Here is a 23,583-nt window from a genome sequence, read left to right as displayed (position 1 = left end):
ACCAACAGTCCTGGCGCATAGTGGCCGACAACCCTGCTCATGGTGTTGGTTCCCTTCCCTCGATCACCCAACGTAGTCAGCGTCGGCCGCCCAGCCCACCGTCCGTTCGGTGGAGCCGGGCTCGTAAGGTGTCCGGGTGATCGTGGTGGTGGAGGGGCCTTCGGCGGCGGGCAAGACGACCTGGTGCCGGTTCCAGGTGGGCCGTTTCGTCCCGGAGTACTCGGGGCCCGCCCCCGCCGAGCCGGGTGACGGCCAGGCGCTGGCCCGGCACTGGGCGCGGGTGAGCATGCGGCGCTGGGCCGACGCGGAGGAGCTCGAGCGCGCCGACGGCATCGCGTTCTGTGACACCGATCCGGTGAAGTTGCACTACTCCTGGGGCATGGCCGCGCTGGGGCTGGCGCCGCGCGCCACCTTCGACCGCGAGCTCGCGGTGCTGCGGGCGGCGTTCCGGGCCGGGCGGCTCGGGCTGGCCGACGCGGTGCTGGTGGGTCTGCCCGAGACGGAGACGCTGCAGACCCGGCGGGACGGCGACGAGACTCGCCGGCGGCGCAACTTCGCCACCCACGTGCAGCTGCGAGAACCCCTGAGGCAGTGGTACGAGACGGTGGACGCGCTCGACCCCGGACGGGTGATCTGGCGGCTGCCTGACGAAGGCGTACCCAAACTCCCGGAGCCGCGCACCGACCGCAACTCGGTCGCGTTGCTGGACGCCCTGGTCGGGGCCCTGCCGCCGTTACGTTGAGAGCGGGTCCTCGAGGATCCGTTCGAACGCCAGCTCGGCGGCCCCGATCAGCGCGGCGTCGGTCCCGAGTTCGGGGGTACGCAGCCGGATGTGCTCGCGGGTCGCGGACAGCGCCACCGAGTTGAGCCGGCTGCGGATGTGCGCCGCCGCGACCAGGTAGACGTCACGCAGCGTGCCGCCGAAGACGACCGCCTCGGGGTTGAAGATGTTGGCCAGGTTGCCGACGCCGAACCCGATCCAGTCGCCGACCTGGCGTACCGCCCGCTGGGCCACCCGGTCGCCGCGCATCGCCGCCTCGACCACGTCGAGCACCGCGTCCCGGCCGGACGTCCCGCCCCGGCCCGCCGCCGTCAGCAGCGCGGACTCGCCGATCTCGGTCTCCCAGCAGCCGCGCGACCCGCAGCTGCACGGCCGGCCCTGCGGGTTGACCACCATGTGGCCGACCTCGCCGCCGTAGCCGCCGTGCCCGATCACCCGGCGCCCGCCGGCGATGATGCCGCCGCCGACGCCCACGTCGCCGTACAGGTAGATGACGTTGTCGCAGCCCATCGCGGCGCCGCGGCTGTGCTCGACGAGCGCGGAGACGTCCGCGACGTTGCCGACGGTGAACAGGCCGTAGTCGCCGACCGCCGAGGTCAGCGCCGCGCCGACCGGTTCGTCCACCCAGCCGACCGTGGGCGCCAGCCGGACGACGCCGTCGGCGCGGCGGACCATGCCGGCCACGGCGCAGCCGCCGCCCACGTAGCGGGAGCCGTCGGGGACGTCGGCGCGCATCTCCTCGATGAAGTGGACCAGTGGCTCCACCGCGTCCATCGCCTGCATGCCGCGCGGACGTTCGGCCTCACGCCGGTCCAGGATGCGGCCGCCCAGACCCACCCGGGCGGCGCGCAGGCGATCGACCTCGATGCTCACCGCGTACGCGAAGACCTTGGCGCTCTCGGGCTGGACCACCAGGGAAGGGCGACCGGCCCGCCCGGTCTCGCCCGGAGTCCGCTCGTTGACGAGTCCCGCGGTGGTGAGTTCCGCGGTGAGCGCCCCGATCGTGCTGCGGTTGAGACCGAGCCGGGTGGTCAGTTCGGCACGCGTGGTCGCGCCGTGCACGTGGACATAGCGCAGCAGCGTTCCCAAGTTGTGCCGGCGCACCTCCTCCTGGGTGGGGCCGGCCCGCATCAGCGGGCCGTCCCCGTAACCAGGAGCTGGTTCATCGGTTGCCGGTCGCGGCCGCTCTACGCCTCGACAGGGCGTCGACACCGGCCGCCAGCAGCAGCACCACACCGGTGAACATGAACTTCTGACCGGAGCTGAAGCCCATCAGGCCCATGCCGTTGTCGATGACCGCGATCACCGTGCCGCCGATGACGGCGTCGATGATCCGGCCCTTGCCACCGAAGAGGCTGGTGCCACCGATGACCGCCGCGGCGACCGCGTAGAGCAGCACGTTCGAGCCGCCGGAGCGGGGGTCGACCGAGGACTGCCGGCTGGCCGCGATGATGCCGCCGATCGCCGCCATGAAGGAGCCGATGACGAACACCGAGATGCGGATCCGGTCCACCGGGATACCGGCACGGCGGGCCGCCTCGGCGTTGCCGCCGACCGCGTACACGTGCCGGCCGTAGGTGGTGCGGGACAGCACGAAGGTCCAGATGATGGCCGCAACGGCCAGGATCGGCACGACCACCGGCACACCCTTGAGGGAGTTGATGGCCGGGTTGATCGCACGCTCCTGGGACAGGATCGCGGTGGCGATGAGGACCACGAGGGCGACGCCGACGATCCGGCCCAGCACGATGCCCAGCGGGTCGGTGACCAGACCCCGGGAGGCCCGGCTGCGGACCCGGATGAACTGCGTGGCGGCGAACCCGGCGATGCCGAGGATCGCGACGATCCAGCTCACCGACACCGACATGTTGCTGTTGGCCAGGTCCTTGACGAAATCGTCCTGGATGGAGATGTTCGTGCCGCCGCCGAGCAGCACCAGCAGCACACCTTGGAAGGCCAGGAAGGCGGCCAGGGTGACGACGAACGACGGGATGCCGATCTTGGCGACCAGGAAGCCCAGCACGAAACCGATCACCAGGCCGGTGACCAGCGCGGCCGGGATCGCGGTGTACCAGGACCACCCGTGGTTGGTGAGCAGCACGGCCATGACCGCGCCGGCCACGCCGCTGGCGTAACCCGCGGACAGGTCGATCTCGCCGAGGAGCAGCACGAAGACCAGGCCCATCGCGATGAAGACCACCGCGGCGCCCTGGGAGAACAGGTTGCTGAAGTTCAGCGCGCTGAAGAACGTGTCCGGCTGGGCGACACCGAAGAACAGGCAGAGTACGAGTAGGCCGAGCACGGCCGCCAGGCTGCCGAGGTCGCCACCGCGGACGCGGCCCCAGTAGTCGTTGATGTGACTGGCGACTGTGGGCTTGGCCACCTGAACCTTCCCGGCTGAGCCGGTCGTGGTTGTGCTCACTGGTCGTCTCCCGGGGTGATGTCGATGTACTCGCTCGGCTTCTCCGGCGGCAGGCCGAGGTTGCCGCTACGCCCGGCGGTGATCAGCTCGACCACCTGGGAGTGGGTGACGTCGGTGGCCTTCACCTGTGCTGCGGTGCGACCGAGGTAGAGCGCCGCGATCCGGTCGGAGACCGCGAACACGTCGTTCATGTTGTGCGAGATGAGCACGACGCCGAGGCCGTTGTCGGCCAGCCGGCGGACCAGCTCGAGCACCTGAGCGGTCTGTGCAACGCCCAGGGCAGCGGTCGGCTCGTCGAGGATGACCACCCTGCTGTTCCAGAGCACCGCCTTGGCGATGGCGACCGTCTGCCGCTGACCACCGGAGAGGCTGGCGACGAGCTGGCGCAGGGACTTCACGGTGCGGACCGAGAGGCTGGCCAGGGTGTCACCGGCCATCTGCTCCATGGTGGGTTCGTCCAGGGTGATGCCCCTGGTCTTCTCCCGGCCGAGGAACATGTTCTGAACGATGTCCAGGTTGTCGCAGAGCGCGAGGTCCTGGTAGACGACCTCGATGCCCAGTGCCGAGGCGTCCCGGGGGCTGTGGACGGCCACCTGGTTCCCCTCGAATGTGACCGTGCCCGCGTCGATCGAGTAGATGCCACTGACGCACTTCACGAGAGTGGACTTGCCGGCGCCGTTGTCACCGACGAGAGCGGTGACCTCACCGGGGTAGACGCTGAGTCCGACGTCGTGCAGGACCTGAACAGGACCGAAGCTCTTGTCGATCCCGCGCAGCTCCAGAATTGGATTCGCGGCCACGGATGGTTCTCCTTAGCTAGTGACCGGGTATGGGGGGTGCCACGCCCGGCGCCGCCCACGCCTGTTCAGCGTGAGCGGCGCCGTCGTCAGCCGTCGGGGGTGACCCCCATGTCAGGTCAGCTGATGCCGTTGTCCGTGCACAGCTTGGCGAAGTTGCCGGTGCAGAGGGCTTCCTTGGTGACGAAGCCGTCGGCCACGACGTCCTTGACCGTCTCCTTGGTGATGGACTTCGGGGTCAGCAGGACCGACTTGACGTCCTTGCCCGACTCGGTGTCCTTGATGGTGCCGGTGGCCGTGGTCGGGGTCTCGCCCTTGGCCAGCGCGATGGCCAGCGCGGCAGCCGCGTCGGCCTCCTGCTTGATCGCCTTGTAGACGGTCATGCACTGGTCGCCGGCGAGGATGTTCTGCAGGCCCTGAACGGTGGCGTCCTGGCCGGTGACCGGGACCTGGCCGTTCAGCTTGTTCTTCTTCAGCACCTGGATGACCGCGTTGCCGAGGCCGTCGTTGGCGGCAAGCACACCCTTGATGTTCTTGTTCTGGGTGAGCATCTGCTCGAAGATCGTGCCGGCCTGCGCGTTGTCCCAGTCCGGAACGGACTGGTCCGGGCCCTTGGTGAAGGTCTGGTCGTCGTACTTCGGCTTGAGCACCGAGTCGTAGCCCTGCTTGAACAGCGTGGCGTTGTTGTCGGTGGGCGAGCCGTTCAGCTCGGCCACGATGGGCTTGACGGCCTTGTTGGCCGTCAGGCAGTCCACCAGGCCCTGGCCCTGCAGCTCGCCGACCTTCACGTTGTCGAACGACACGTAGTAGTCCGCGCCGCCGTTCAGGGTCAGGCGGTCGTAGTCGATCGTGGAGATACCGGCGGCCTTGGCCTTGTCCAGCACGGCCTTACCGGTACCGGAGTCCAGGTTGACGATGACCAGAACCTTGACGCCGCTGGAGATCATGCCGTCCGCGATCGTCTGGAACTGGCTCTTGTCACCCTGGGCGTTCTGGATGTCGGCCTCGACACCGGCGGCCGCGAAGGCTGCCTTGAGGAACTTCGGGTCATCCGTGCCCCAGCGCTGCGAGCTGGAGGTATCCGGCAGGATGATGCCGACCTTGCCCGGCGCCGCCGAACCGCCACCGCTGCTGCCGGAGTCACCGCCGCTGTCAGAGCCGCATGCGGCCATGCTTCCGGTGGCCAGCAGGCCAGCGGCGGCAAGGGCGAACATTCCCTTACGCATTACTTATGTCCTTTCGGGTAAATCCGGGCCTTCGTCGGATTCTCCAGTTTGCGCTGACGGGAGGGGTTCGCTCGCCAAAACGCAGTGGATCAGGTGCATTTGTTGTGCCCGGCAACGTATTCCCGTTGCGGGCAGTAGCACAAGAAGTGTTGCCAGGCGTTCTGGTCACAGGGCATAACAATCCGGCAACATGCCCGAAGCGACCGCGGTCCGCGCTCGTCGCCGCTCCGGCACCGGTTCCGGGCCGCTGCCTGCCCTTCCCTCACAACGTGACGCTAAGTCACGCAGTCGTCTCAACTTGCCGGATCGCGGCAGAAAGATCTGCCCCGGTACATAACGGTGTCGTAACGGCCTTGCCGGATGGGTCTTATGTCCGAATGTGCGCCAGCGTCGCGGCGGTCAGACGGACCAGATCGTCCGGCACGAGTTCCACCTGAAGCCCACGCCGGCCGGCCGAAACGAACATCCGGTCCAGCCCCGCCGCCGAATCGTCGATCACCGTCGGCAGCCGGCGACGCTGACCCAGCGGACTGATCCCGCCCCGCACATAGCCACTGCTGCGCTCGGCGTCGGCCCGATCGGCGAGCACGGCCCGCTTACCGCCCGCCGCTTGCGCCAAGGCCTTCAGATCAAGATCCCCGGCCACGGGTACGACCGCGGTCGTCAACGCGCCGTCCACCTCGGCGATCAACGTCTTGAACACCAGCGCCGGCGACACCCCGATCGCCTCGGCCACCCGCGCGCCGTAGTCCGGGGTGTCCGCCGGGACGTCGTAGGTGTGGATGGTGTGCGCGACCTTCTGCGCCGTGAGCAGCACCGTCGCGGGGGTGCCTGCCGCCTTCTTCGCCACGGCGCGGAAGGTTAGCGCGCCCGCCTGTGACGCTGCGTCCAGGGCCTGTGGACAACGAGCCAAAATCGTCATCCCGCTCCGCTACGTTCAGGCCCACCCAGTGCAGGGGTGGGGGAGGTGGCGGCGGCTGGGACGAGTCCGAAATTTCGGACTCGCATTGGGCTGGCTCTTTCGTGCTGACCGTGGGCCGGCACGTCCGCTGAGCGAGAGGTCGAGTGCGCAGGCCCGCGGGGAGTCGGGTGCGCATGCCCGCGGAAGTTCGCCCGCAGGGGGTTCGCCCGCCTGGGGTTCGGTGCGCAGGCCCGCGGGGAGTCGGGTGCGCGTGCCCGCGGAAGTTCGCCCGCCGGGGTTCGCCCGCCGGGGTTCGCCCGCCGGGGTTCGGTGCGCATGCCCCGGGGGTTCGGTGCGCACGCCCGCGAGGGGTCGGGTGCGCATGGCCCGCCGAGGCCTCCGCACGCTTCTCGCGCCGGGTTGCCAGGCGCCCGGGTGCCCGCTCGCCGTTGCTGCCGCCGCTCACGGTGGCGGGCGGGCCCGCCGGCGGTAGCTCGGAGCGGCATCTCGGGCGTTGACGGCCCGCCACGACCGGCGCGGCCTGCCAATCACCGCTCGCCACGACCCCACGGCCAGCCAATCACCGCTCGCCACGACCCCACGGCCAGCCAATCGCCGCTCGCCACGACCCCACGACCGGCCCGGCCTGCCAATCACGGCTCCCACGACCCGGCGCGGCCTACCAATCACGCGGCGGACGCGGCCGGCGGTAGGACCAGGCGCTATCCACCGCTCTGGACTCCCACTCGCGCGGACCGTGGTGGCTCAGGGCGGCATATCGGCCCCGGATACCGCCCGGACCCACCACTCGCACCCCGGTCCTACCACTTGCGCCGGGTTCTACCACCGCGCGCCTGGCCAAAAGCCGCGAGCGGCGGCAGCCAGGGCGAGTGAGCACCCCGGCCGCCTGGCAACCCAGCCCGACCTCACGCCGCGCAATAGCGGCGGCACCAACAGCAAGCGGACACCCCCGCCGCCTGGCAACCCAGCCCGGCCTTACCCCTGCCCGGCTTTACGACGCGCGATGGCGGCGGCACCGACAGCGAGCGGACACCCCGGCCGCCCGGCAACCCAGCCCACGCCCCCGGAATTCGCGTCAGGAGTGGCTGGTGACCAGGGCGGTTGGGGCGCCGGCCACGCGGGTCAGGACCAGGCCGACGGCGGCGCTGCCGGACAGTTTGAGGTCGCGGCGGAGCTGCTCCGGCTCCAGGGCCGAACCACGCTTGCGGATCTCCAGGCGGCCGACGTTCCGCTCCCGGAGCAGCGCGCGGAGGCGCTTGAGCGAGAACGGGACCACGTCCGTCACCTCGAGCCTCCGGGCGAAAGGCGTGTCGACCGCCTCGTCGGCGTACACATAGGCGATCTCGGGGTCGGCGAGCCGGCCGCCCACCGTCTCCGCGAACTCGGCCACCAGGTGGGAACGGACCACGGCCGGGTCCGGGTCGTAGATCCAGCGGCCGACCGCCCCGACCGGTCCGTTCGTCTCTCCGGAACCGGTCAGCTCGTGAAGAGGAGGCCCGCCGGGGTCGCGTTCACCGGCCGGTCCGCCCGCGGGGCGCGGCGCGATCAGGGAGGCGCCTCGAGGGTCGACCAGAGATGCGCGGCGCGGGACCGAGGCGAGCGGGCCGCACCAGAAGGCCGCCTCGACCAGGTCGCCGCCGACGCTCACCCATTCGCCCTCGGCGCCGGGCGGGAGCAGGGCGTGGTCGATGCCGGGGGCCAGCTTGAGCACTGTCCGGGGCACCCGCTCGGCCAGCCCGGCCACGAAGTCCCACGGCGGGGAGAACGACGCCGGGTCGAACACCCTCCCCCGGCCGGCCTTGCGGCGTGCCGGGTCGGCGAAGACCGCGTCGTAGCGGGAGACCTCGACCGTGGTGGCGTCGGCGCAGGTCACCTCGATGCGGTCGGTCAGACCGAGGGCGGCCACGTTCGCCGCGGCGATGGCGGCGGTCAGCGGGTCGGCGTCCACCGCGTACACGTGAATCCCCGCACGGGCCGCGGCCAGCGCGTCCGAGCCCAGCCCGCAGCCCAGGTCGGCGAGGGTTCGCACGCCGGCGGCGGCCAGGCGGGCGGCGCGGCGCTCGGCCACCACCGACCGGGTCGCCTGCTCCAGGCCGGCCCGGGTGAAGAACATCAGGTCGGCCGCGGCCCCGAACTTGGCCCGCGCCGACCGGCGCAAGGTCGCCTGGGTGAGTGCCGCGGCGGCCAGGCCGGGATCCAGTCCGCGGACGCGCAGGGCGGTCGCGGCGGTCAGGGGGTCGCCGCCGGCCACCTCCGCGGCGGCCGACAGGACCTCGTCACGGTTTCGCAGCTCAGCAAGCAGGTCGAGGTCCACGACGGGACATTCTCGCAGCCGTTCTCCCCTGGGCGAACGAGTTGGCACTCTGGTTGACGGAGTGCTAGTTCCGGCATAACCTCCGACTTAGCACTCTCACCATGAGGGTGCCAGCGTTGGCCCGTTCCGGGCCGCGTTTGCGCCAGGCGGACCGGCACCCGCGACGACGGCCCCGCCCGGTGGCATGAGGCATGAGTCCGACCTCGCATCTGAGGCCGGCAGAACGTACCCAGGAGGGTATGCCCGTGACTACCGCGACCAAGGTTGCGATCAAGCCGCTCGAGGACCGCATCGTGGTCCAGGCGAATGAGGCTGAGACGACCACGGCGTCGGGCATCGTGATTCCCGACACCGCCAAGGAGAAGCCCCAGGAGGGCACCGTTCTCGCCGTCGGCCCCGGCCGCATCGACGACAACGGCAACCGTGTCCCGGTCGACGTGAAGGTCGGCGAGACGGTTCTCTACTCGAAGTACGGCGGCACCGAGGTCAAGTACGCCGGCGAGGAGTACCTGGTGCTCTCCGCCCGTGACGTCCTCGCGGTCATCGAGAAGTGACCTACTGATGTGCTGACCGCCTCGGTCCCCGAGCGATCGGGGACCGGGGCGGCTGTGCGTGAAGGGACCAATACATGGCGAAGATTCTCAGCTTCTCTGACGACGCCCGGCACCTGCTGGAGCACGGCGTCAACACGCTCGCCGACACGGTCAAGGTCACCCTCGGCCCGCGCGGCCGCAACGTCGTCCTCGACAAGAAGTTCGGCGCGCCCACGATCACCAACGACGGCGTCACCATCGCCAAGGAGATCGAGCTCTCCGACCCGTACCAGAACCTGGGCGCCCAGCTGGTCAAGGAGGTGGCGACGAAGACCAACGACGTCGCCGGCGACGGGACCACCACGGCCACCGTGCTCGCTCAGGCGCTCGTTCGCGAGGGCCTGCGCAACGTCACGGCGGGCGCCAACCCGATCGGCCTCAAGCGGGGCATGGACGCGGCCGCCGAGGCCGTCTCCAAGGCGCTGCTCGAGAAGGCCGTCGACGTGGACGACCACAAGGCGATCGCCAACGTGGCCACCATCTCGGCTCAGGACGCCACCATCGGCGAGCTGATCGCCGAGGCGATGGACCGGGTCGGCCGCGACGGCGTCATCACGGTGGAGGAGGGTTCGGCGCTCAGCACCGAGCTCGAGATCACCGAGGGTCTGCAGTTCGACAAGGGCTTCATCTCGCCGAACTTCGTGACCGACGCCGAGTCGCAGGAGAGCGTCCTCGAGGACGCGTACATCCTGATCACCACGCAGAAGATCTCCTCGGTCGAGGAGATGCTCCCGCTGCTGGAGAAGGTGCTGCAGTCGAGCAAGCCGCTGCTCATCATCGCCGAGGACGTCGAGGGCCAGGCGCTGTCCACCCTGGTGGTCAACGCGATCCGCAAGACCTTCAAGGTCGCCGCGGTGAAGGCTCCAGGCTTCGGTGACCGCCGCAAGGCGATGCTGCAGGACATGGCGATCGCCACCGGCGGCGAGCTGATCGCGCCGGAGCTCGGCTACAAGCTGGACCAGGTCACCCTGGAGATGCTCGGCACCGCCCGGCGGGTGGTGGTCGACAAGGAGAACACCACCGTCGTCGACGGTGGCGGTGTCGCCTCCGAGGTGCAGGACCGCGTTTCGCAGATCCGCAAGGAGATCGAGGCGTCGGACTCCGACTGGGACCGCGAGAAGCTCGGCGAGCGGCTGGCCAAGCTGTCCGGCGGCATCGCGGTGATCAAGGTCGGCGCGGCCACCGAGGTCGAGATGAAGGAGCGCAAGCACCGCATCGAGGACGCCATCGCGGCGACCAAGGCCGCGGTGGAGGAAGGTACCGTCCCTGGTGGCGGCGCCGCGCTCTCGCAGATCACCTCGGTGCTCGACGGCGACCTCGGCCTGACCGGCGAGGAGGCCATCGGCGTCCGGATCGTCCGCAAGTCGCTGGACGAGCCGCTGCGCTGGATCGCGCAGAACGCCGGCCACGACGGCTACGTCGTGGTGGGCAAGGTGCGCGAGCTCGGCTGGGGCCACGGCCTCAACGCGGCCACCGACGAGTACGTCGACCTGGCCGCGTCCGGCATCATCGACCCGGTCAAGGTGACCCGCAACGCGGTCTCCAACGCCGTCTCGATCGCCGGTCTGCTCCTCACCACGGAAAGCCTCGTGGTGGAGAAGCCGGCCGAGCCGGAGCCGGCCGCCGCGGGCGGCCACGGTCACAGCCACGGTGGCCACGGCCACCAGCACGGCCCTGGCTTCTGACCGGACCGGACGACCAGCACCACAGCACTGAACGAAAGGCGCGCCGCCTCCCCGCGGTGCGCCTTTCGCCTTCTCGAGGGAGCGGTCAGGTGGGGCGGCTGGCCATGACCAGGAACATGCCCGCCATCTCTACGTTCGCCAGTCGGGGTGCACGAACGGGTCGCACCAACCGAACTTACGTTCCGTCACTTCAGACATACGTCCAGAGAACGCCCATTCGGCTGAGGCCCGTAACCCGGTTTCGGGTTAGCATCCGGCCGTGGAGATCCGTGCGTCTGACGAGGACCGCCAGCGGGTGGTGGCCGCCCTGGAACGGCACACCGGCGCGGGCCGGCTGACGCTGGACGAGTTCGCTGCCCGGGTCGAGGTGGCGGTCGGCGCCCGCACGATGTCCGAGCTGGCCGCGGTCACGAGTGACCTGCCGGCCGCCGACGACCAGCCGCGCCGCGAGCTGTTCCTGGTCTTCCTGATCGCGATCGTCACCCTGATGCTGCTGGGCGCGTTCATCGCGCTGCGGTCCTAACGGTCCACCGGGCTGAAGTCCCAGACGTGTGGGGAACGCGCCACCAGCGACTCCGGCGGGGCCGGGAGCGCGACCGGCGAATGGCGCCATTTGGAAATGACCACGATGCGCTTGTCGGTGGACGAGAACACCTCGCTCGACACATGCTGCGGCAGCACCTCGAGCTGAGGCAGCGCCTTGTCGCACACCCAGGTCAGCAGCTCGTCGAAGCCGCTCCCGAGTGCACGCACCTCCCACATCCGCGCAATCATGAGCCACTACCTACCCTCACGCGGTGACAACAGTCAATGGCATGGCCGAGTCCACGGGCAGATCCAGCCGGCTCGGCGCCACCCCGGCGGCGACGAGATGCGAGCCCAGCGCCGCGACCATGGCTCCGTTGTCGGTGCACAACTGCGGCCGGGGTACGCGTACCCGAATGCCGTTTTTCTCCGCACGAAGCGAAGCCAGCGCCCGCAGCCGGGAGTTGGCCGCCACCCCGCCGCCGATGACCAGCGTGTCCACCCCGTGCGCCCGGCACGCCTCGATCGCCTTGGCGGTCAGCACGTCGCAGACCGCTTCCTGGAAGCTCGCCGCCACATCGGCGACCGGGATCGTCGTGCCCTCCCGCTGACGGGCCTCCACCCAGCGCGCCACCGCGGTCTTGAGCCCGGAGAACGAGAAGTCGTAGCGATGCGCGGCCAGGTCCTTGGCCGCGGTCAGACCCCGCGGGAACGGGATCGCGGCGCCGTCGCCCTCGCGGGCCAGCCGGTCGATCGCCGGCCCGCCCGGGAAGCCCAGGCCGAGCAGCCGCGCGACCTTGTCGAACGCCTCGCCGGCCGCGTCGTCGATGGTGGCGCCGAGCGGGGTCACCCCGGCGGTCACGTCGTCGACGAGGAGCAGCGACGAGTGCCCGCCGGACACCAGCATCGCGATCGCGGGCTCGGGCAGCGGGCCGTGCTCCAGGGTGTCCACCGCCACGTGCGCGGCGAGGTGATTGACGCCGTAGATCGGCTTGTCGGTGGCCAGGGCGTACCCCTTGGCGGCGGCGACCCCGACGAGGAGCGCGCCCGCGAGACCGGGCCCGGCTGTCACCGCGATCGCGTCGATGTCGGCGAGGGTGACCTTCGCCTCGTCGAGGGCCCGCCGCATGGTGGGCACGATGGCCTCGAGGTGCGCGCGGCTGGCCACCTCGGGCACCACACCGCCGAACCGGGCGTGCTGTTCGACGCTGGAGGCGAGCGCGTCGGCGAGCAGGGTGTGGCCGCGGACGATGCCGACGCCGGTCTCGTCGCAGGAGGTCTCGATGCCGAGGACCAGGGGTTCGTCAGGCACTGCGCATCATCACCAGGGCGTCCGTGTTGCTGGGTTGGTAGTAGCCGCGGCGGATGCCGACCGGCTCGAAGTCGTAGCGTGCGTAGAGGCGCTGGGCCGGCTCGTTGTCGACGGCCACCTCGAGCAGCGTGCGGCGGCTGCCCTGGGCGGCGGCCTCGGCGAGCAGCGCTTCCAGCAGCGTGCGGCCGACGCCACGCTTCTGGGCGTCGCGTCGTACCGCGATGTTCTGCACCCAGGATTCATCGGCGTCCACGACGGACAGTCCGGCGTACCCGAGGATCTGGTCCTGCTCTGAAAAGATCTGGTAGAAGCGGCGGGTGGCGAGCTCGTTCCAGAACATCGCGGCCGACCACTTCTCGGCGCCGAACAGGTCCTCCTCGATCGGCAGCACCTCGGCGATGTGCCACCAGCGGAAACGTTCCAGCGTCACGGCAGCACGGTCTTGCGGGCGGCGGGCTCGACGGCGTCCGGCCGGCGCAGGTAGAGCGGGGTCAGCACCTCGCCGTCGGCCTTGCCGAGGATGCGGTCGGCGGCCAGCGCGATGAGGGCGGCGCCGGGCGGGTAGAGCACGTGCTCGTCGATCGGCACGCCGAGGATGTCGCTGTACCTCACCGCGCCCTCCCCCACGGCTCGGTCTGCCTGACCTGCGAAGGAGAACGGTTTCGCCACCTCCGGGCCGGACATCCGACGACCGTCCACATAGGTCGCGTAGTAGATCTCCCGGCGGCGGGCGTCGGTCGCGACCAGCACCCGACCCGGCCCGGCGGCCCGGCCCAGGCCGTCCAGGCTGCACACCCCGTAGGTCGGGATGCCGAGCGCCTGACCCATGCTCGCCGCGGTGGCCAGACCCACCCGCAAGCCGGTGTACGGCCCCGGGCCCACCCCGGCGACGATCGCGGCGAGATCGCGGGGGCGCACCCCGGCCTCCTCCAGCGTCGCGTGGATCTGCGGAGCCAGCAGCTCGCCGTGCGCGCGGGCGTCGACGGTCCGCCGTTCGGCCAGCCCGTGCACATGCGGGTCGGTGCCGGTGACCTCGGCGACCCCCGCGGTCGAGGCGGGCGTCGCGGTGTCCAGAGCCAGGATGAGCACGGTCAGCCCCAGACGACGGTGGCGCGGCCGGCGTCGGCCAGCGCCTTGTTCGCCGCACTGAACGGACGCGAGCCCAGGAACCCGGCCCGGTTGAGCGGGCTGGGATGGCCGGCTTCCAGCACGGTGTGCGCCGGGTTGGTGATCAGCGCCGCCTTCTTGCGGGCGTAGCCGCCCCAGAGGAGGAAGACGACCCGTTCGTCGCGCGCGTTCAACGCCCGGATCGTCGCGTCGGTGAACGCCTCCCAGCCCTTGTTCGCATGCGAGCCGGCCTTGGCCGCCCGGACCGTGAGCACCGCGTTGAGCAGCAGCACGCCCTGCTCGGCCCAGCCGGTCAGGTCGCCGGCCGTGGGCTGCGTGACGCCGACGTCCGCGGCGAGCTCCTTGAAGACGTTGCGCAGCGACGGTGGGATCCGCACCCCGTCGCGCACGCTGAAACTGAGCCCGTGCGCCTGGCCCGGGCCGTGATAGGGGTCCTGGCCCAGGATGAGCACGGACGTCCGGGAGGGCGGGCACAGCCGGTACGCCGCGAACAGGTCCTCGATCGGCGGATAGACGGTGTGCTCGGCGTACTCGCTCGCCACGAAGGCGCCCAGGGCCGCGGTCTGCTCCGCGTCCAGATGTTCCGCCAATGCGGCCTGCCATGACTCCGGCAGCAGCTCCACGAGATTCATTCGTTGATGTCCTTGATCCTTGCTTCCCAGTCGCCACCGTGCGGAACCAGGTCCACAGCTCGGGTGTCGTCGTCCCGGCGGTCGATGCGGACCTGCAGATATTCGTCGTTGAGCTGCTCGGCCAGCCCCTCGCCCCACTCGACCACGGTCACCGCGTCCTCGGCGGACGCGTCCAGGTCGAGGTCGTCGATCTCGGCGCGCGGGTCGGGCCGGTCGCCGAGACGGTACGCGTCCGCGTGCACCATCGGCACCGGCCCCTGATGCACCCGCGCGATCACGAACGTGGGCGACGTGATCGGCCCCCGCACGCCCAGCCCGGCGCCGATCCCCTGGGCCGCCGCGGTCTTGCCTGCGCCCAGCGGCCCGGTCAGCAGCACGAGATCACCGGGCCGCAGCACGGCGGCGAGGCGGCGCCCGAAGTCGCGTGTGTCGTCCACGGTGGACAGCAGGATCACGAGATCTTCTCCAGGAACGGCAGGATCGCCGCGTTCACCTCGTCCGCCTTCTCCAGCATCACCACGTGCCCGCTGTTGTCGATCTTCACCAGCACCGCCTCGGGCAGGTGTTTGAGGATCTCCTCGGAGTGGGTGACCGGGGTCAGATAGTCCTTCGTGCCGACGATCACCAGCACCGGCACGCCGCGCAGCGCGGACAGCGCCGGGAAACGGTTGTGCGTGTACAGCGTGTGCAGGTACTTCGTCAGCGTCTCCACCGACGTCTTGGAGTTCATGTTCTCGACGAAGGTGACCAGCGTCGGGCTCGGCTTGCCCTCGCCGAACCCGTACCGCCGGGTGAGCAGCCAGGCCAGATCGGAGGAGGCGACCCGGGCCTTGTTGATGGCCGGGCCGCCGAGGCGCGCGGCGGCGTTCCAGACCGGGAACCAGGGCGCGCTGGCCCGGGCCACCAGGGTGGGCAGGCCGATCTTGGTCTTGTCGATCAGCCCGGCCGAGGTGGAGATCAGCACCACTCCGGTGACCCGCTCGCCGAACCACTCCGGGTACTGCTCGGCGAACGCCATGATCGTCATGCCGCCCATCGAGTGGCCGACCAGGATGATGTGGCCGTCCGGCACGGTCTGATCGAGGATCGCCGCCAGCGACTTGCCCAGCGCCGCGATGTCGTAGTCGCCGGACTTGAGCTTGCCGGACCGCCCGTGCCCCGGCTGGTCGTAGAAGACCAGGCGGTGGTCGCCGCGCTCGGTCAGCGCCTTGCGCTGGAAGTAGAACGTGCCCATGTCCAGCGCGAATCCGTGCACGAACACGATGGTCGGCTTGTCGCCGGGCTCACGCGGCTCGACGATCTCCACGTGCAGGTCGGTGCCGTCCGCGGCGGTGACCGTGAGCTGCTCGTCGAACGGCTGGTCGCCGAACTCCTCCTCACGGTGCGGGTCGCCGGGCGCGTTCACCGACCGGCGGACCAGCACCCGCTCGACCGCGAACGCGGTGGCCAGGCCGGCCGCCGCTACACCCACGACCGCACCGACGAGCCCGACGCGCTTGGCTCGGCTCATCTAAGCCTCCCCTTTGGCTTCCTCACGGCGTTCCACCGTCGTAAACCCGCGGCACTCGGCTGCCGCCGAACCGCGTCACGATCTCGTAGTTGATCGTCCCGCTCGCGTCGGCCCAGTCGTCGGCCGTGGGCCGCCCCGGACCGAACAGCGTGGCGACGTCGCCCGGCGCCACCGGGTCGTCGCCGCAGTCGATCACGATCTGGTCCATGCAGACCCGGCCCGCGATGGTGTGCACCCGGCCGTTGATCTCCACCGGGCCGGCGCTGGACGCGTGCCGGGGCACCCCGTCGCCGTACCCCAGCGGGATCAGCGCCAGCGTGGTCTCCCGTGGGGTGTGGTAGGTCAGGCCGTACGAGACGCCCTGCCCGGCCGGAACCCGCTTGGTCATGGTGACCCGCGCCCGGGCGGTCATCGCCGGCCGCAGGCCGAAGGTCTCCCCCGCGATCGGCGACAGCCCGTAGATCGCGATGCCCGGCCGGACCAGGTCGTAGTGGGCGTCGGGCCGGGTCAGCAGCGCCGCCGAGTTGGCGATGTGCCGGTACCGCGGGGACACACCGGTCTGCTCGGCGACCGCCAGCCCGTCGGCGAACGCGGCCAGCTGCCGGCCGACCGACTCGTGCCCGGGCGAGTCCGCGCAGGCGAAGTGGCTCCACACGCCGATCACGTCGATCTCGCCGGCGGCCTGCGCCTTGGCTGCCGCCTCGACCAGCGCGGGCCACTCGTCGGCGAGCGCGCCGCCGCGCCCGAGCCCGGTGTCCAGCTTGAGGTGCACCCGGGCGGTCCGCTCGGCCCGGCGGGCGGCCGCCACCAGCTCGGCCAGCTGGGCCAGGCCGCCCGCGCTCAGGTCGACGTCGGCCGCCACGCCGTCGTGCAACGGGAGGCCGGGGGCGTGCAGCCAGGCCAGTACGGGCGCGGTGATCCCGGCGCCGCGCAGGGTCAGCGCCTCGTCCAGGGTGGCCACGCCGAGCCAGGTCGCGCCGCCGGCCAGGGCCGCCCGGGCGGACGGGACCATGCCGTGGCCGTACCCGTCGGCCTTCACCGCCGCCATCACCTCGGCGGTGGTGCGGGCGCGCAACGTCGCCACGTTGTCCCGGATCGCGTCCAGATCGATCCGGACCTCGGCCTGCCACATGATTCCCAGCCTACTGAGAGGTTGCGGAACCGGCCGTGTCCCGGATCGTCGCACGCAACGCCGCCGCCACATCCGGTGCGGTGACCGGTCCGTCCAACGCCGCCCGGCGACCGGCCAGCCCGTGCAGGTAGGCCGCCGCGACCGCCGCGCGCTCCGGCGCCAGCCCGCTCGCCAGCAGCGAGCCGAGCAGGCCCGCGAGCACGTCGCCGCTGCCCGCGGTGGCCAGCACCGACGTACCGGTCGGGTTGGCCCAGACCTCGCCGGCCGGGGTGGCCACGATCGTGCGATCACCCTTGAGAAGGACGACCGCGTTGGTCCAGGCGGCCATCCGGCAGGCGGCGGACATCCGGTCGGCGCCGGGCGCCTCACCGGCCAGCCGCTTGAACTCGCCGTCGTGCGGCGTGAGCACCAGCGGGGCGTCGCGGCGCAGGTCCTCGGCGTGCTGGCCGTCCACCAGAAGGGTCAGTGCGTCAGCGTCGAGCAGCACCGGCAGTGAGGTGGCCAGCACGCTGCGCAGCTCGGTACGTGCTCCGTCGTCGGTCCCCAGCCCGGAACCGCAGACCCAGGCCTGCACCCGGCCCGCCTCGCCGACCCGGGGCGCCGCCACCACCGAGGGATGCGCCCGCACCACCTCGGCGTGCGCGCTGCCGGCGTAGCGGACCATGCCGGCCGGCCCGGCCAGGGCGCCCGCCACCGACAGCAGCGCCGCGCCCGGATAGGTCGCCGAACCGGTGGCCACGCCGACCACGCCTCGGCTGTACTTGTCCGACGCCGACCCGAGACTCGGCAACCACCCGGCGATGTCGTCCGCGTCCGGAACGCGTACCGCGGGATCGGATCTCAAGGTCGGGCGCAGCCCGATGTCCACCAGGTCGACCTGGCCCGCCAGGGGTGCCGCCGGACCCACCACGTGGGCGGGTTTGAGGCAGCCGAAGGTCACCGTCACGTCCGCGTGCACCGCGTCGCCGGGCACATCGCCGGTGTCGACCGTCACACCGCTCGGCACGTCCACCGCGACCACCGGCGGCCGGCCGCCGTCGCGCGACCGCAGCCCGCCCAGCGTGCGGACGATCGCCGCCGCCTCCGGCCGCAGCCCGCCGCTCGCGCCGATGCCGACGATGCCGTCCAGCACCAGATCGGACCGGGTCGGCAGGTCACGCACGGTGAAACCACCCGAGCGGCGCAGGGCCGCCAAGCCGGCGAGGTGGACCTTGTCCGGGTTCAGCAGCAGGGCGCGGACCTGGGCGCCCCGCTCCGCCAGCCGGGCGCCGGCGTAGAGCGCGTCACCGCCGTTGTCACCGCTGCCGATCAGCAGCAGCACCTGAGCGCCGTAGACGCCGCCGGACCCGGCCAGCAGCATCGTGCAGCGCCGTGCCAGCCCGGCCGCGGCCCGCTGCATCAGCGTGCCCTCCGGCAGCGTCGCCATCAGCGCTTTCTCGGCGGCGCGCACGTCCGCGACGCGCCAGGCCTGCCGCATTGGTCCTCCCCATCCTCAGCTTTCCGCGACCACCATGGCCGATGCGATCCCCCCGTCGTGCGAGAGGGAGAGGTGCCAGCGGTTCACTCCCCGCTCGGCGGCGGCCGCGGCGACCGTGCCCGCGACCGTGAGCCAGGGCCGCCCGTCGGGATCCGCCACGATCTCACAATCGTGCCAGCGCAGACCGGCCGGTGCACCGAGCGCCTTGGCCACCGCCTCCTTGGCCGCGAACCGGGCCGCCAGCGACTCCGGAGAGCGCGGATTGCCGGACGAGGTCCGGCGCTCACCCTCGGTGAACAGCCGATCCGCCAGCAGGGGTGTCCGCTCCAGCGCTCCGGCGAAGCGTTCCACCAGCACGACGTCGATGCCGACAGCCACGATCACGCCGATAACCCTAAGGCCTGTCGTGTTGATCCGTCGGGAGTGAGGCGCGCTCTGGACCCCTCCGTAGCCCCGGCGGATCAACACGACAGGCCTTGGTTGTCCACAGGCTCCGGCCGCCGCCGGGAGATCGATCTACTGTTCCGGTCACCCGTTCAACTGGAGGTGACCGATGCGGTCCGATCTCGAGGTCGACACCGAGGCCCTGAGAGCTTGCGTACGCCCCTTGCTCGAGCTCAGCGCGACAGTGCGAGCCGCACACGCGCCGCCGAGCCCATCCGTGCCGGGCTGGTCGACGGCCGAGGCCGCGGACGCGCTGGCCAACACCTCCCGGGTCCGCGCCGGCCTGCTGGCCACCGATCTGGACCAGGCCGCCGACCGGCTCACCGCGGTCGCGGACGACTACGACGCGGCCGACGATCAGATCGCCGGTCTGTTGCGGGCCGTGCGGTGACCGATCTGTCCATCACGTACGCGAGGCTGCGCGCGACCGACCCGGCCCGCTGGCGGGAGGTGGCCGCCGACTGGCGCCGGCACGCCGCCACGGCCGAGCGGTGGGCCGCCTCGATCGCCGCCCAGCTGGCCAGGGTCGCCGCCGCCTGGACGGGCGCGGCCGCCACCGCGGCGACCGCCCAGCTGGAGCGGATGCGCCGGATGGCCGTCCTGATCCGGTTGCACTGCTGGTCCGCCGATCAGGCGCTGAGCGAGTGGGCCGGCGCCCTCGAGCGGGCCCGGGCGGTGCTGAGCCGTGGGGTGGAGATGGCCGGCCGGGCCGGGCTGCGGCTGGACGACGACGGGCGGGTCACGCCACCGGTGGCACCCGCCTTCGGGCAGGTGACGGCCCAGATCCAGGCGGCGCTGCGGATCGCCGCCGAGGCCGACACCGCGACCACGGGACGCCTCGCCGAGCTGGCCGACTCGCTGATGAGCAACCTGGGCGCCCCGCCGCCGTCGGCCGGACCGGTCCCATCGGCGAATGCCACGCCGGCCCAGGTCGGCACGTGGTGGGCCGAGCTCACGGCGGAGCAGCGCTACTGGCTGGCCGCCACCCAGCCGGGATGGCTGGGCGCCCGGGACGGCATCCCGGCCGCCTTCCGCGACCTGGCCAACAGGCTGCTGCTGGACGGGCATCCCGACCTCGCCGCCCGCCTCGACGATCCGGCCGGACCGCGGGGCTACCTGCTGCACCTGGACCGCGATCGGCTGGTGCTCGCCTCCGGCGACCCCGACGCGGCGGCCAGCGTGCTCACCCACGTGCCCGGGATGACCGCCGACCTGGCCTCGTACGCCCGCGAGCTGGGCCGCGCCGAGACGGTGGCCGCCCGCGCGAGGGAGCTCGACCCGGCCACCGCGACCAGCGCCGTCCTGTGGCTGGACTACGACGCGCCCGGCTTCGTGCACGAGGCGGCCGGCAAGGACCGGGCGCTGGCCGGCGCACCCGCGCTGCGCCAGTTCCAGGAGGGCCTGCGCGCCACCCACGGCGACCAGGCCGCCCGGCTCACGGTGCTGGGCCACAGCTACGGGTCGCTGGTGGTGGGCTCAGCGGCGCACTCGCCGGGACTGGAGGCGGACGCGGTCGTGCTGGTCGGGTCGCCCGGCGCCGGCGTCGAGCACGCCACCGACCTGGCGGTGCCTTCGGTGTACGCGATGAGCTCGCTGACCGACGCCGTCCAGTACGCCACGCCCGCGCCCGTGGGCCTGCTCAAGGACCTCGCCCTGAACGAGGTGGCCGGACCGCTGCTCGCCTTCGGACTGCCGGAGGACGAGCTCTGGCACGGGCACAACCCGGCCGACCCGGACTTCGGGGCGCGGGTGGTGCCCAGTCAGCCGGACGCCGGACACTCCGGATATTGGGATCCGGGGCGCCCGGCGCTGGACGGACTGGCGTCGGTCACGCTGGGCCGACGATGACGATCGGGCTATTCGACCGTGACCGACTTGGCCAGGTTGCGCGGCTGGTCCACGTCGTGACCCCGGGCGGCGGCGATCTCGCAGGCCAGGATCTGCAGCGGGACCGTGGTCATCAGCGGGGCGAGCAGGGTCGGCGTGCGCGGCACCGTGATCAGGTGGTCGGCGTACGCCTTGACCGCGTCGTCGCCCTCCTCAGCGATCACGATGGTGCGGGCCCCGCGGGCGCGCACCTCCTGGATGTTCGAGACGACCTTGTCGCGGATCACGCCACGGCCGGCCGGCGACGGCACCACGCAGACCACCGGGGTGCCCTCGTCGATCAGCGCGATCGGACCGTGCTTGAGCTCACCGGCCGCGAAGCCCTCGGCGTGCATGTAGGCGAGCTCCTTCAGCTTCAGGGCGCCCTCCAGGGCCACCGGGAAGCCGACGTGCCGGCCGATGAAGAGGATCGTCGAGGCGGTCTTCAGCTCGCGGCCCAGGGCGCGCACGTCCTCCATGCCGGCGAGCAGGTCACGCAGCTGGTCCGGGACCTGCTGGAGACGGTCGACCACGGCGGTGACCTCGTCGGCGTACATCACGCCGCGGATCTGGGCCAGGTGCAGGCCGATCAGGTAACAGGCGGCCAGCTGGGTGACGAACGCCTTGGTCGACGCCACCGCGACCTCCGGGCCGCCGTGCGTGTAGAGCACGGCGTCCGACTCGCGCGGGATCGTCGATCCGTTGGTGTTGCAGATCGCCAGCACCCTGGCCTTCTGCTCCTTGGCGTGCCGCAGGGCCATCAGGGTGTCCATGGTCTCGCCGGACTGGCTGATCACGATCATCAGGGTCGAGCGGTCCAGGATCGGGTCGCGGTAACGGAACTCGCTGGCCAGCTCCACCTCGCACGGGATGCGCACCCAGTGCTCGATCGCGTACTTGGCGACCATGCCCGCGTGGTACGACGTGCCGCAGGCGACGATGAAGACCTTGTCGACGTCGCGCAGGTCCTGGTCGGTGAGGCGCACCTCGTCGAGGACGATGTCGCCGCGGTCGGAGAGCCGGCCCAGCAGCGTGTCGGCGATGGCCTGCGGCTGCTCGGCGATCTCCTTGAGCATGAAGTAGTCGTAGCCGCCCTTCTCCGCGGCGGCGGCGTCCCAGTCGACGTGGAACTCCTTGCCGGTGGCCGGCGTGCCCAGGAAGTCGGTGATCTCGATGCCGGCCGGGGTGATCAGGACGACCTGGTCCTGGCCGAGCTCGATCGCCTCGCGGGTGTGCTCGATGAACGCGGAGACGTCGCTGGCCAGGAAGTTCTCACCCTCGCCGCGGCCCACGACCAGCGGCGAGTTGCGCCGGGCGGCGACCACCGCGTCGGGCGCCTCGACGTCGACCGCGAGCAGCGTGAAGGCGCCCTCGAGCCGGCGAACCGTGCGGCGCATGCCCTCGGCGAGCAGCTCCGGGCCCTCCGCCGCGCCACTCTCGCGCAGGGTGCGCATCTCGGCGGCGAGCAGGTGGGCGGCGCACTCGGTGTCGGTGTCGCTGCTGAACTCGACGCCGGTGGCCTCGATCTCGGCGCGCAGCCGGGAGAAGTTCTCGATGATGCCGTTGTGGATCACCGCCACCCGGCCGTCGGCGGAGAGGTGCGGGTGCGCGTTGCGGTCGGTCGGGCCGCCGTGCGTGGCCCATCGGGTGTGCCCGATGGCTGTCGCGCCCGATGCGATACCGTCGCCGCTGCGTTCGGCCAGCGCCTTTTCGAGGTTGGCGAGCTTGCCGGCCTTCTTCTCGGTCCGCACGGCGCCACCGTCGATGACGGCCACCCCGGCGGAGTCATATCCGCGGTATTCGAGCCGCCGCAGCCCGTCGAGCACGATACTGAGCGCCGGGCGATTACCGACGTAACCCACGATCCCACACATGCGGAGCAGCGTATCCGACTTTCGCTCACGCGTCATGCGCAAGACGGCCACTTTCGCGCATCGTACGTGAGTGGAATGGCCGTTCGGTCATGTCGGGAGGTGGCTGTTCGGGGTGGTGGCTTCGAGGGCGTACCGTTCGGGTCACACGCCGTGACGTGTGAGCCCTCCAGGAGACGACGTGAGCTACCAACCACCCGACGGCACCCAGCCGCCGCCGTCGGTGCCGTACCCGACCACGCCGGCCTACCAGCCCGGCGCCGCGTCCATCCCGCCGCCGCAGCCGCCGCTCGCGCCGGAGGCTTACCCGCCGACCTCCCAGTTCTCGCCGCAGGGCCCGCCGCCGCCCGGATACGGATATCAGCCCGGCCAGCCCCCTCCCCCGCCGCGGAAGAGCAACCTGCCGCTGATCGCCGTGATCGTCGCGGTCACGCTGCTGCTCTGTGGTGGCGTCGCGACCGCCGGGGTGCTGATCGCCCGGCAGGCGACGGAGAAGGCGAAGGAAGCGGTCGAGCCGATCGTGAATCCGACCCTCCCGGCGCTGCCGACGCTTCCCTCCAACCCGGTGGACATCCCAGACCTGCCCACGGCCGTTCCCGGTCTGCCGGGCACGGGTGCGGAGATCAAGGTGACCTACGAGGTCCGTGGCGACGGACCGGTCGACATCATCTACATCGAGAAGCTCGGGGACGGTCCCAAGACGGTCAGCGAGCCGAAACTGCCGTGGAAGTTCAGCACCACGATGCAGGGGGCCGCGCTGGTCTCGGTGACCGCCGTCCGGGGCAGCAACGACCAGGGCGACGTCAGCTGCCGGGCCCTGGTCGACGGCAAGGAGGTCGCGCAGAGCTCCCGCACCGGCGCCTTCGCCTCGGTCTCCTGCATCAAGGCCGTCCTGGGCTGAGGCCTTCCGGCATCAGGGCCGCTCTCGGCCGAGGCCGTAGGCTCT

The 23,583-nt window shown here is 71.4% G+C and carries 24 protein-coding genes; 7 read left to right on the top strand and 17 right to left on the bottom strand.

Annotated features, from left to right (window positions below; translation table 11 throughout):
• Positions 1-136: 136 nt before the first annotated feature.
• The gene (locus tag QSK31_RS18025; RefSeq protein ID WP_285685268.1) at positions 137-742 is read left to right on the top strand and encodes a nucleoside/nucleotide kinase family protein; all 606 of its coding nucleotides are present in this window, start codon (positions 137-139) and stop codon (positions 740-742) included.
• On the opposite strand, the gene QSK31_RS18020 is transcribed toward QSK31_RS18025, so the two are convergent.
• From QSK31_RS18020 to QSK31_RS17995, 6 genes are all read right to left on the bottom strand, one after another.
• A complete protein-coding gene (locus QSK31_RS18020; RefSeq protein ID WP_285685267.1) occupies positions 734-1,912 on the bottom strand; it encodes an ROK family protein in 1,179 nt (392 codons plus the stop codon). The genes QSK31_RS18025 and QSK31_RS18020 overlap by 9 nt on opposite strands.
• Positions 1,913-1,943: 31 nt before the next feature.
• Positions 1,944-3,203 (bottom strand): sugar ABC transporter permease, encoded by a 1,260-nt coding sequence (locus QSK31_RS18015; RefSeq protein ID WP_285685265.1) that lies wholly within the window; start codon positions 3,201-3,203, stop codon positions 1,944-1,946.
• The gene (locus QSK31_RS18010; RefSeq protein WP_285685264.1) at positions 3,200-4,003 is read right to left on the bottom strand and encodes an ATP-binding cassette domain-containing protein; all 804 of its coding nucleotides are present in this window, start codon (positions 4,001-4,003) and stop codon (positions 3,200-3,202) included. Before QSK31_RS18010 ends, QSK31_RS18015 begins: the two co-directional genes overlap by 4 nt.
• A gap of 116 nt (positions 4,004-4,119) precedes the next feature.
• Positions 4,120-5,226, bottom strand: coding sequence for a sugar ABC transporter substrate-binding protein (locus QSK31_RS18005; RefSeq protein WP_285685263.1), 1,107 nt, complete (start codon positions 5,224-5,226; stop codon positions 4,120-4,122).
• A gap of 367 nt (positions 5,227-5,593) precedes the next feature.
• A complete protein-coding gene (gene ybaK, locus QSK31_RS18000; protein ID WP_285685262.1) occupies positions 5,594-6,076 on the bottom strand; it encodes a Cys-tRNA(Pro) deacylase in 483 nt (160 codons plus the stop codon).
• A 1,147-nt stretch (positions 6,077-7,223) separates the two neighbouring features.
• Positions 7,224-8,462 (bottom strand): THUMP-like domain-containing protein, encoded by a 1,239-nt coding sequence (locus QSK31_RS17995; protein WP_285685261.1) that lies wholly within the window; start codon positions 8,460-8,462, stop codon positions 7,224-7,226.
• Between the two features lie 245 nt (positions 8,463-8,707).
• On the opposite strand from QSK31_RS17995, the gene groES reads away from it, so the two are divergent.
• The 3 genes from groES to QSK31_RS17980 all read left to right on the top strand — a co-directional run bounded on the left by groES (position 8,708) and on the right by QSK31_RS17980 (position 11,263).
• Positions 8,708-9,016: a co-chaperone GroES gene (groES, locus tag QSK31_RS17990; RefSeq protein WP_502872974.1), complete on the top strand. Its 309-nt coding sequence runs from the start codon at positions 8,708-8,710 to the stop codon at positions 9,014-9,016.
• Positions 9,017-9,090: 74 nt separating this feature from the next.
• Complete coding sequence (groL, locus tag QSK31_RS17985; RefSeq protein ID WP_285685259.1) at positions 9,091-10,740, top strand: chaperonin GroEL; 1,650 nt, start codon at positions 9,091-9,093, stop codon at positions 10,738-10,740.
• 259 nt (positions 10,741-10,999) lie between these two features.
• Positions 11,000-11,263, top strand: coding sequence for a DUF1707 SHOCT-like domain-containing protein (locus tag QSK31_RS17980; protein ID WP_285685258.1), 264 nt, complete (start codon positions 11,000-11,002; stop codon positions 11,261-11,263).
• Here QSK31_RS17980 and QSK31_RS17975 read toward each other — a convergent pair.
• Genes QSK31_RS17975 through QSK31_RS17930 form a run of 10 tightly spaced genes read right to left on the bottom strand, consistent with a single transcriptional unit; the run spans position 11,260 to position 18,840 of the window.
• A complete protein-coding gene (locus QSK31_RS17975; protein WP_285685257.1) occupies positions 11,260-11,514 on the bottom strand; it encodes a hypothetical protein in 255 nt (84 codons plus the stop codon). The two genes, QSK31_RS17980 and QSK31_RS17975, sit on opposite strands and share 4 nt — an antisense overlap.
• Positions 11,515-11,530: 16 nt before the next feature.
• A complete protein-coding gene (gene tsaD, locus QSK31_RS17970) occupies positions 11,531-12,577 on the bottom strand; it encodes a tRNA (adenosine(37)-N6)-threonylcarbamoyltransferase complex transferase subunit TsaD (RefSeq protein WP_285685256.1) in 1,047 nt (348 codons plus the stop codon).
• A complete protein-coding gene (gene rimI / locus QSK31_RS17965) occupies positions 12,570-13,007 on the bottom strand; it encodes a ribosomal protein S18-alanine N-acetyltransferase (protein ID WP_285685255.1) in 438 nt (145 codons plus the stop codon). The genes tsaD and rimI overlap by 8 nt, the downstream gene beginning before the upstream one ends.
• A complete protein-coding gene (tsaB, locus tag QSK31_RS17960; protein ID WP_285685253.1) occupies positions 13,004-13,666 on the bottom strand; it encodes a tRNA (adenosine(37)-N6)-threonylcarbamoyltransferase complex dimerization subunit type 1 TsaB in 663 nt (220 codons plus the stop codon). Before tsaB ends, rimI begins: the two co-directional genes overlap by 4 nt.
• A 2-nt stretch (positions 13,667-13,668) precedes the next feature.
• A complete protein-coding gene (gene ung, locus QSK31_RS17955; RefSeq protein ID WP_285685251.1) occupies positions 13,669-14,337 on the bottom strand; it encodes a uracil-DNA glycosylase in 669 nt (222 codons plus the stop codon).
• On the bottom strand, positions 14,334-14,789 hold the full coding sequence (tsaE, locus tag QSK31_RS17950) for a tRNA (adenosine(37)-N6)-threonylcarbamoyltransferase complex ATPase subunit type 1 TsaE (protein ID WP_285685404.1): 456 nt from the start codon (positions 14,787-14,789) through the stop codon (positions 14,334-14,336). The genes ung and tsaE overlap by 4 nt, the downstream gene beginning before the upstream one ends.
• On the bottom strand, positions 14,789-15,847 hold the full coding sequence (locus QSK31_RS17945; protein WP_285685250.1) for an alpha/beta fold hydrolase: 1,059 nt from the start codon (positions 15,845-15,847) through the stop codon (positions 14,789-14,791). Before QSK31_RS17945 ends, tsaE begins: the two co-directional genes overlap by 1 nt.
• 22 nt (positions 15,848-15,869) lie before the next feature.
• Positions 15,870-16,979 carry an alanine racemase gene (alr, locus tag QSK31_RS17940; RefSeq protein WP_285685249.1) on the bottom strand — a complete coding sequence of 370 codons (1,110 nt, stop codon included), beginning with the start codon at positions 16,977-16,979 and terminating at the stop codon, positions 15,870-15,872.
• Between the two features lie 10 nt (positions 16,980-16,989).
• Positions 16,990-18,456, bottom strand: coding sequence for an NAD(P)H-hydrate dehydratase (locus QSK31_RS17935; RefSeq protein WP_285685248.1), 1,467 nt, complete (start codon positions 18,454-18,456; stop codon positions 16,990-16,992).
• Between the two features lie 15 nt (positions 18,457-18,471).
• On the bottom strand, positions 18,472-18,840 hold the full coding sequence (locus QSK31_RS17930) for a holo-ACP synthase (RefSeq protein ID WP_285685247.1): 369 nt from the start codon (positions 18,838-18,840) through the stop codon (positions 18,472-18,474).
• 169 nt (positions 18,841-19,009) lie between these two features.
• Between QSK31_RS17930 and QSK31_RS17925 the strand changes: the two genes are divergently transcribed.
• Both QSK31_RS17925 and QSK31_RS17920 read left to right on the top strand, forming a co-directional pair.
• Positions 19,010-19,291 carry a hypothetical protein gene (locus QSK31_RS17925; protein WP_285685246.1) on the top strand — a complete coding sequence of 94 codons (282 nt, stop codon included), beginning with the start codon at positions 19,010-19,012 and terminating at the stop codon, positions 19,289-19,291.
• Positions 19,288-20,748, top strand: a complete 1,461-nt coding sequence (locus QSK31_RS17920; protein ID WP_285685245.1) for an alpha/beta hydrolase — start codon at positions 19,288-19,290, stop codon at positions 20,746-20,748. Before QSK31_RS17925 ends, QSK31_RS17920 begins: the two co-directional genes overlap by 4 nt.
• Positions 20,749-20,756: 8 nt before the next feature.
• On the opposite strand, the gene glmS is transcribed toward QSK31_RS17920, so the two are convergent.
• Positions 20,757-22,640: a glutamine--fructose-6-phosphate transaminase (isomerizing) gene (gene glmS / locus QSK31_RS17915; RefSeq protein ID WP_285685243.1), complete on the bottom strand. Its 1,884-nt coding sequence runs from the start codon at positions 22,638-22,640 to the stop codon at positions 20,757-20,759.
• Positions 22,641-22,818: 178 nt separating this feature from the next.
• On the opposite strand from glmS, the gene QSK31_RS17910 reads away from it, so the two are divergent.
• A complete protein-coding gene (locus QSK31_RS17910; protein WP_285685241.1) occupies positions 22,819-23,538 on the top strand; it encodes an MmpS family transport accessory protein in 720 nt (239 codons plus the stop codon).
• Positions 23,539-23,583: the final 45 nt, after the last annotated feature.

The sequence above is a fragment of the Actinoplanes sp. NBRC 103695 genome, assembly GCF_030269485.1.
Classification (GTDB): Bacteria; Actinomycetota; Actinomycetes; order Mycobacteriales; family Micromonosporaceae; genus Actinoplanes.
This window is presented reverse-complemented; position numbering and strand designations above follow the sequence as displayed.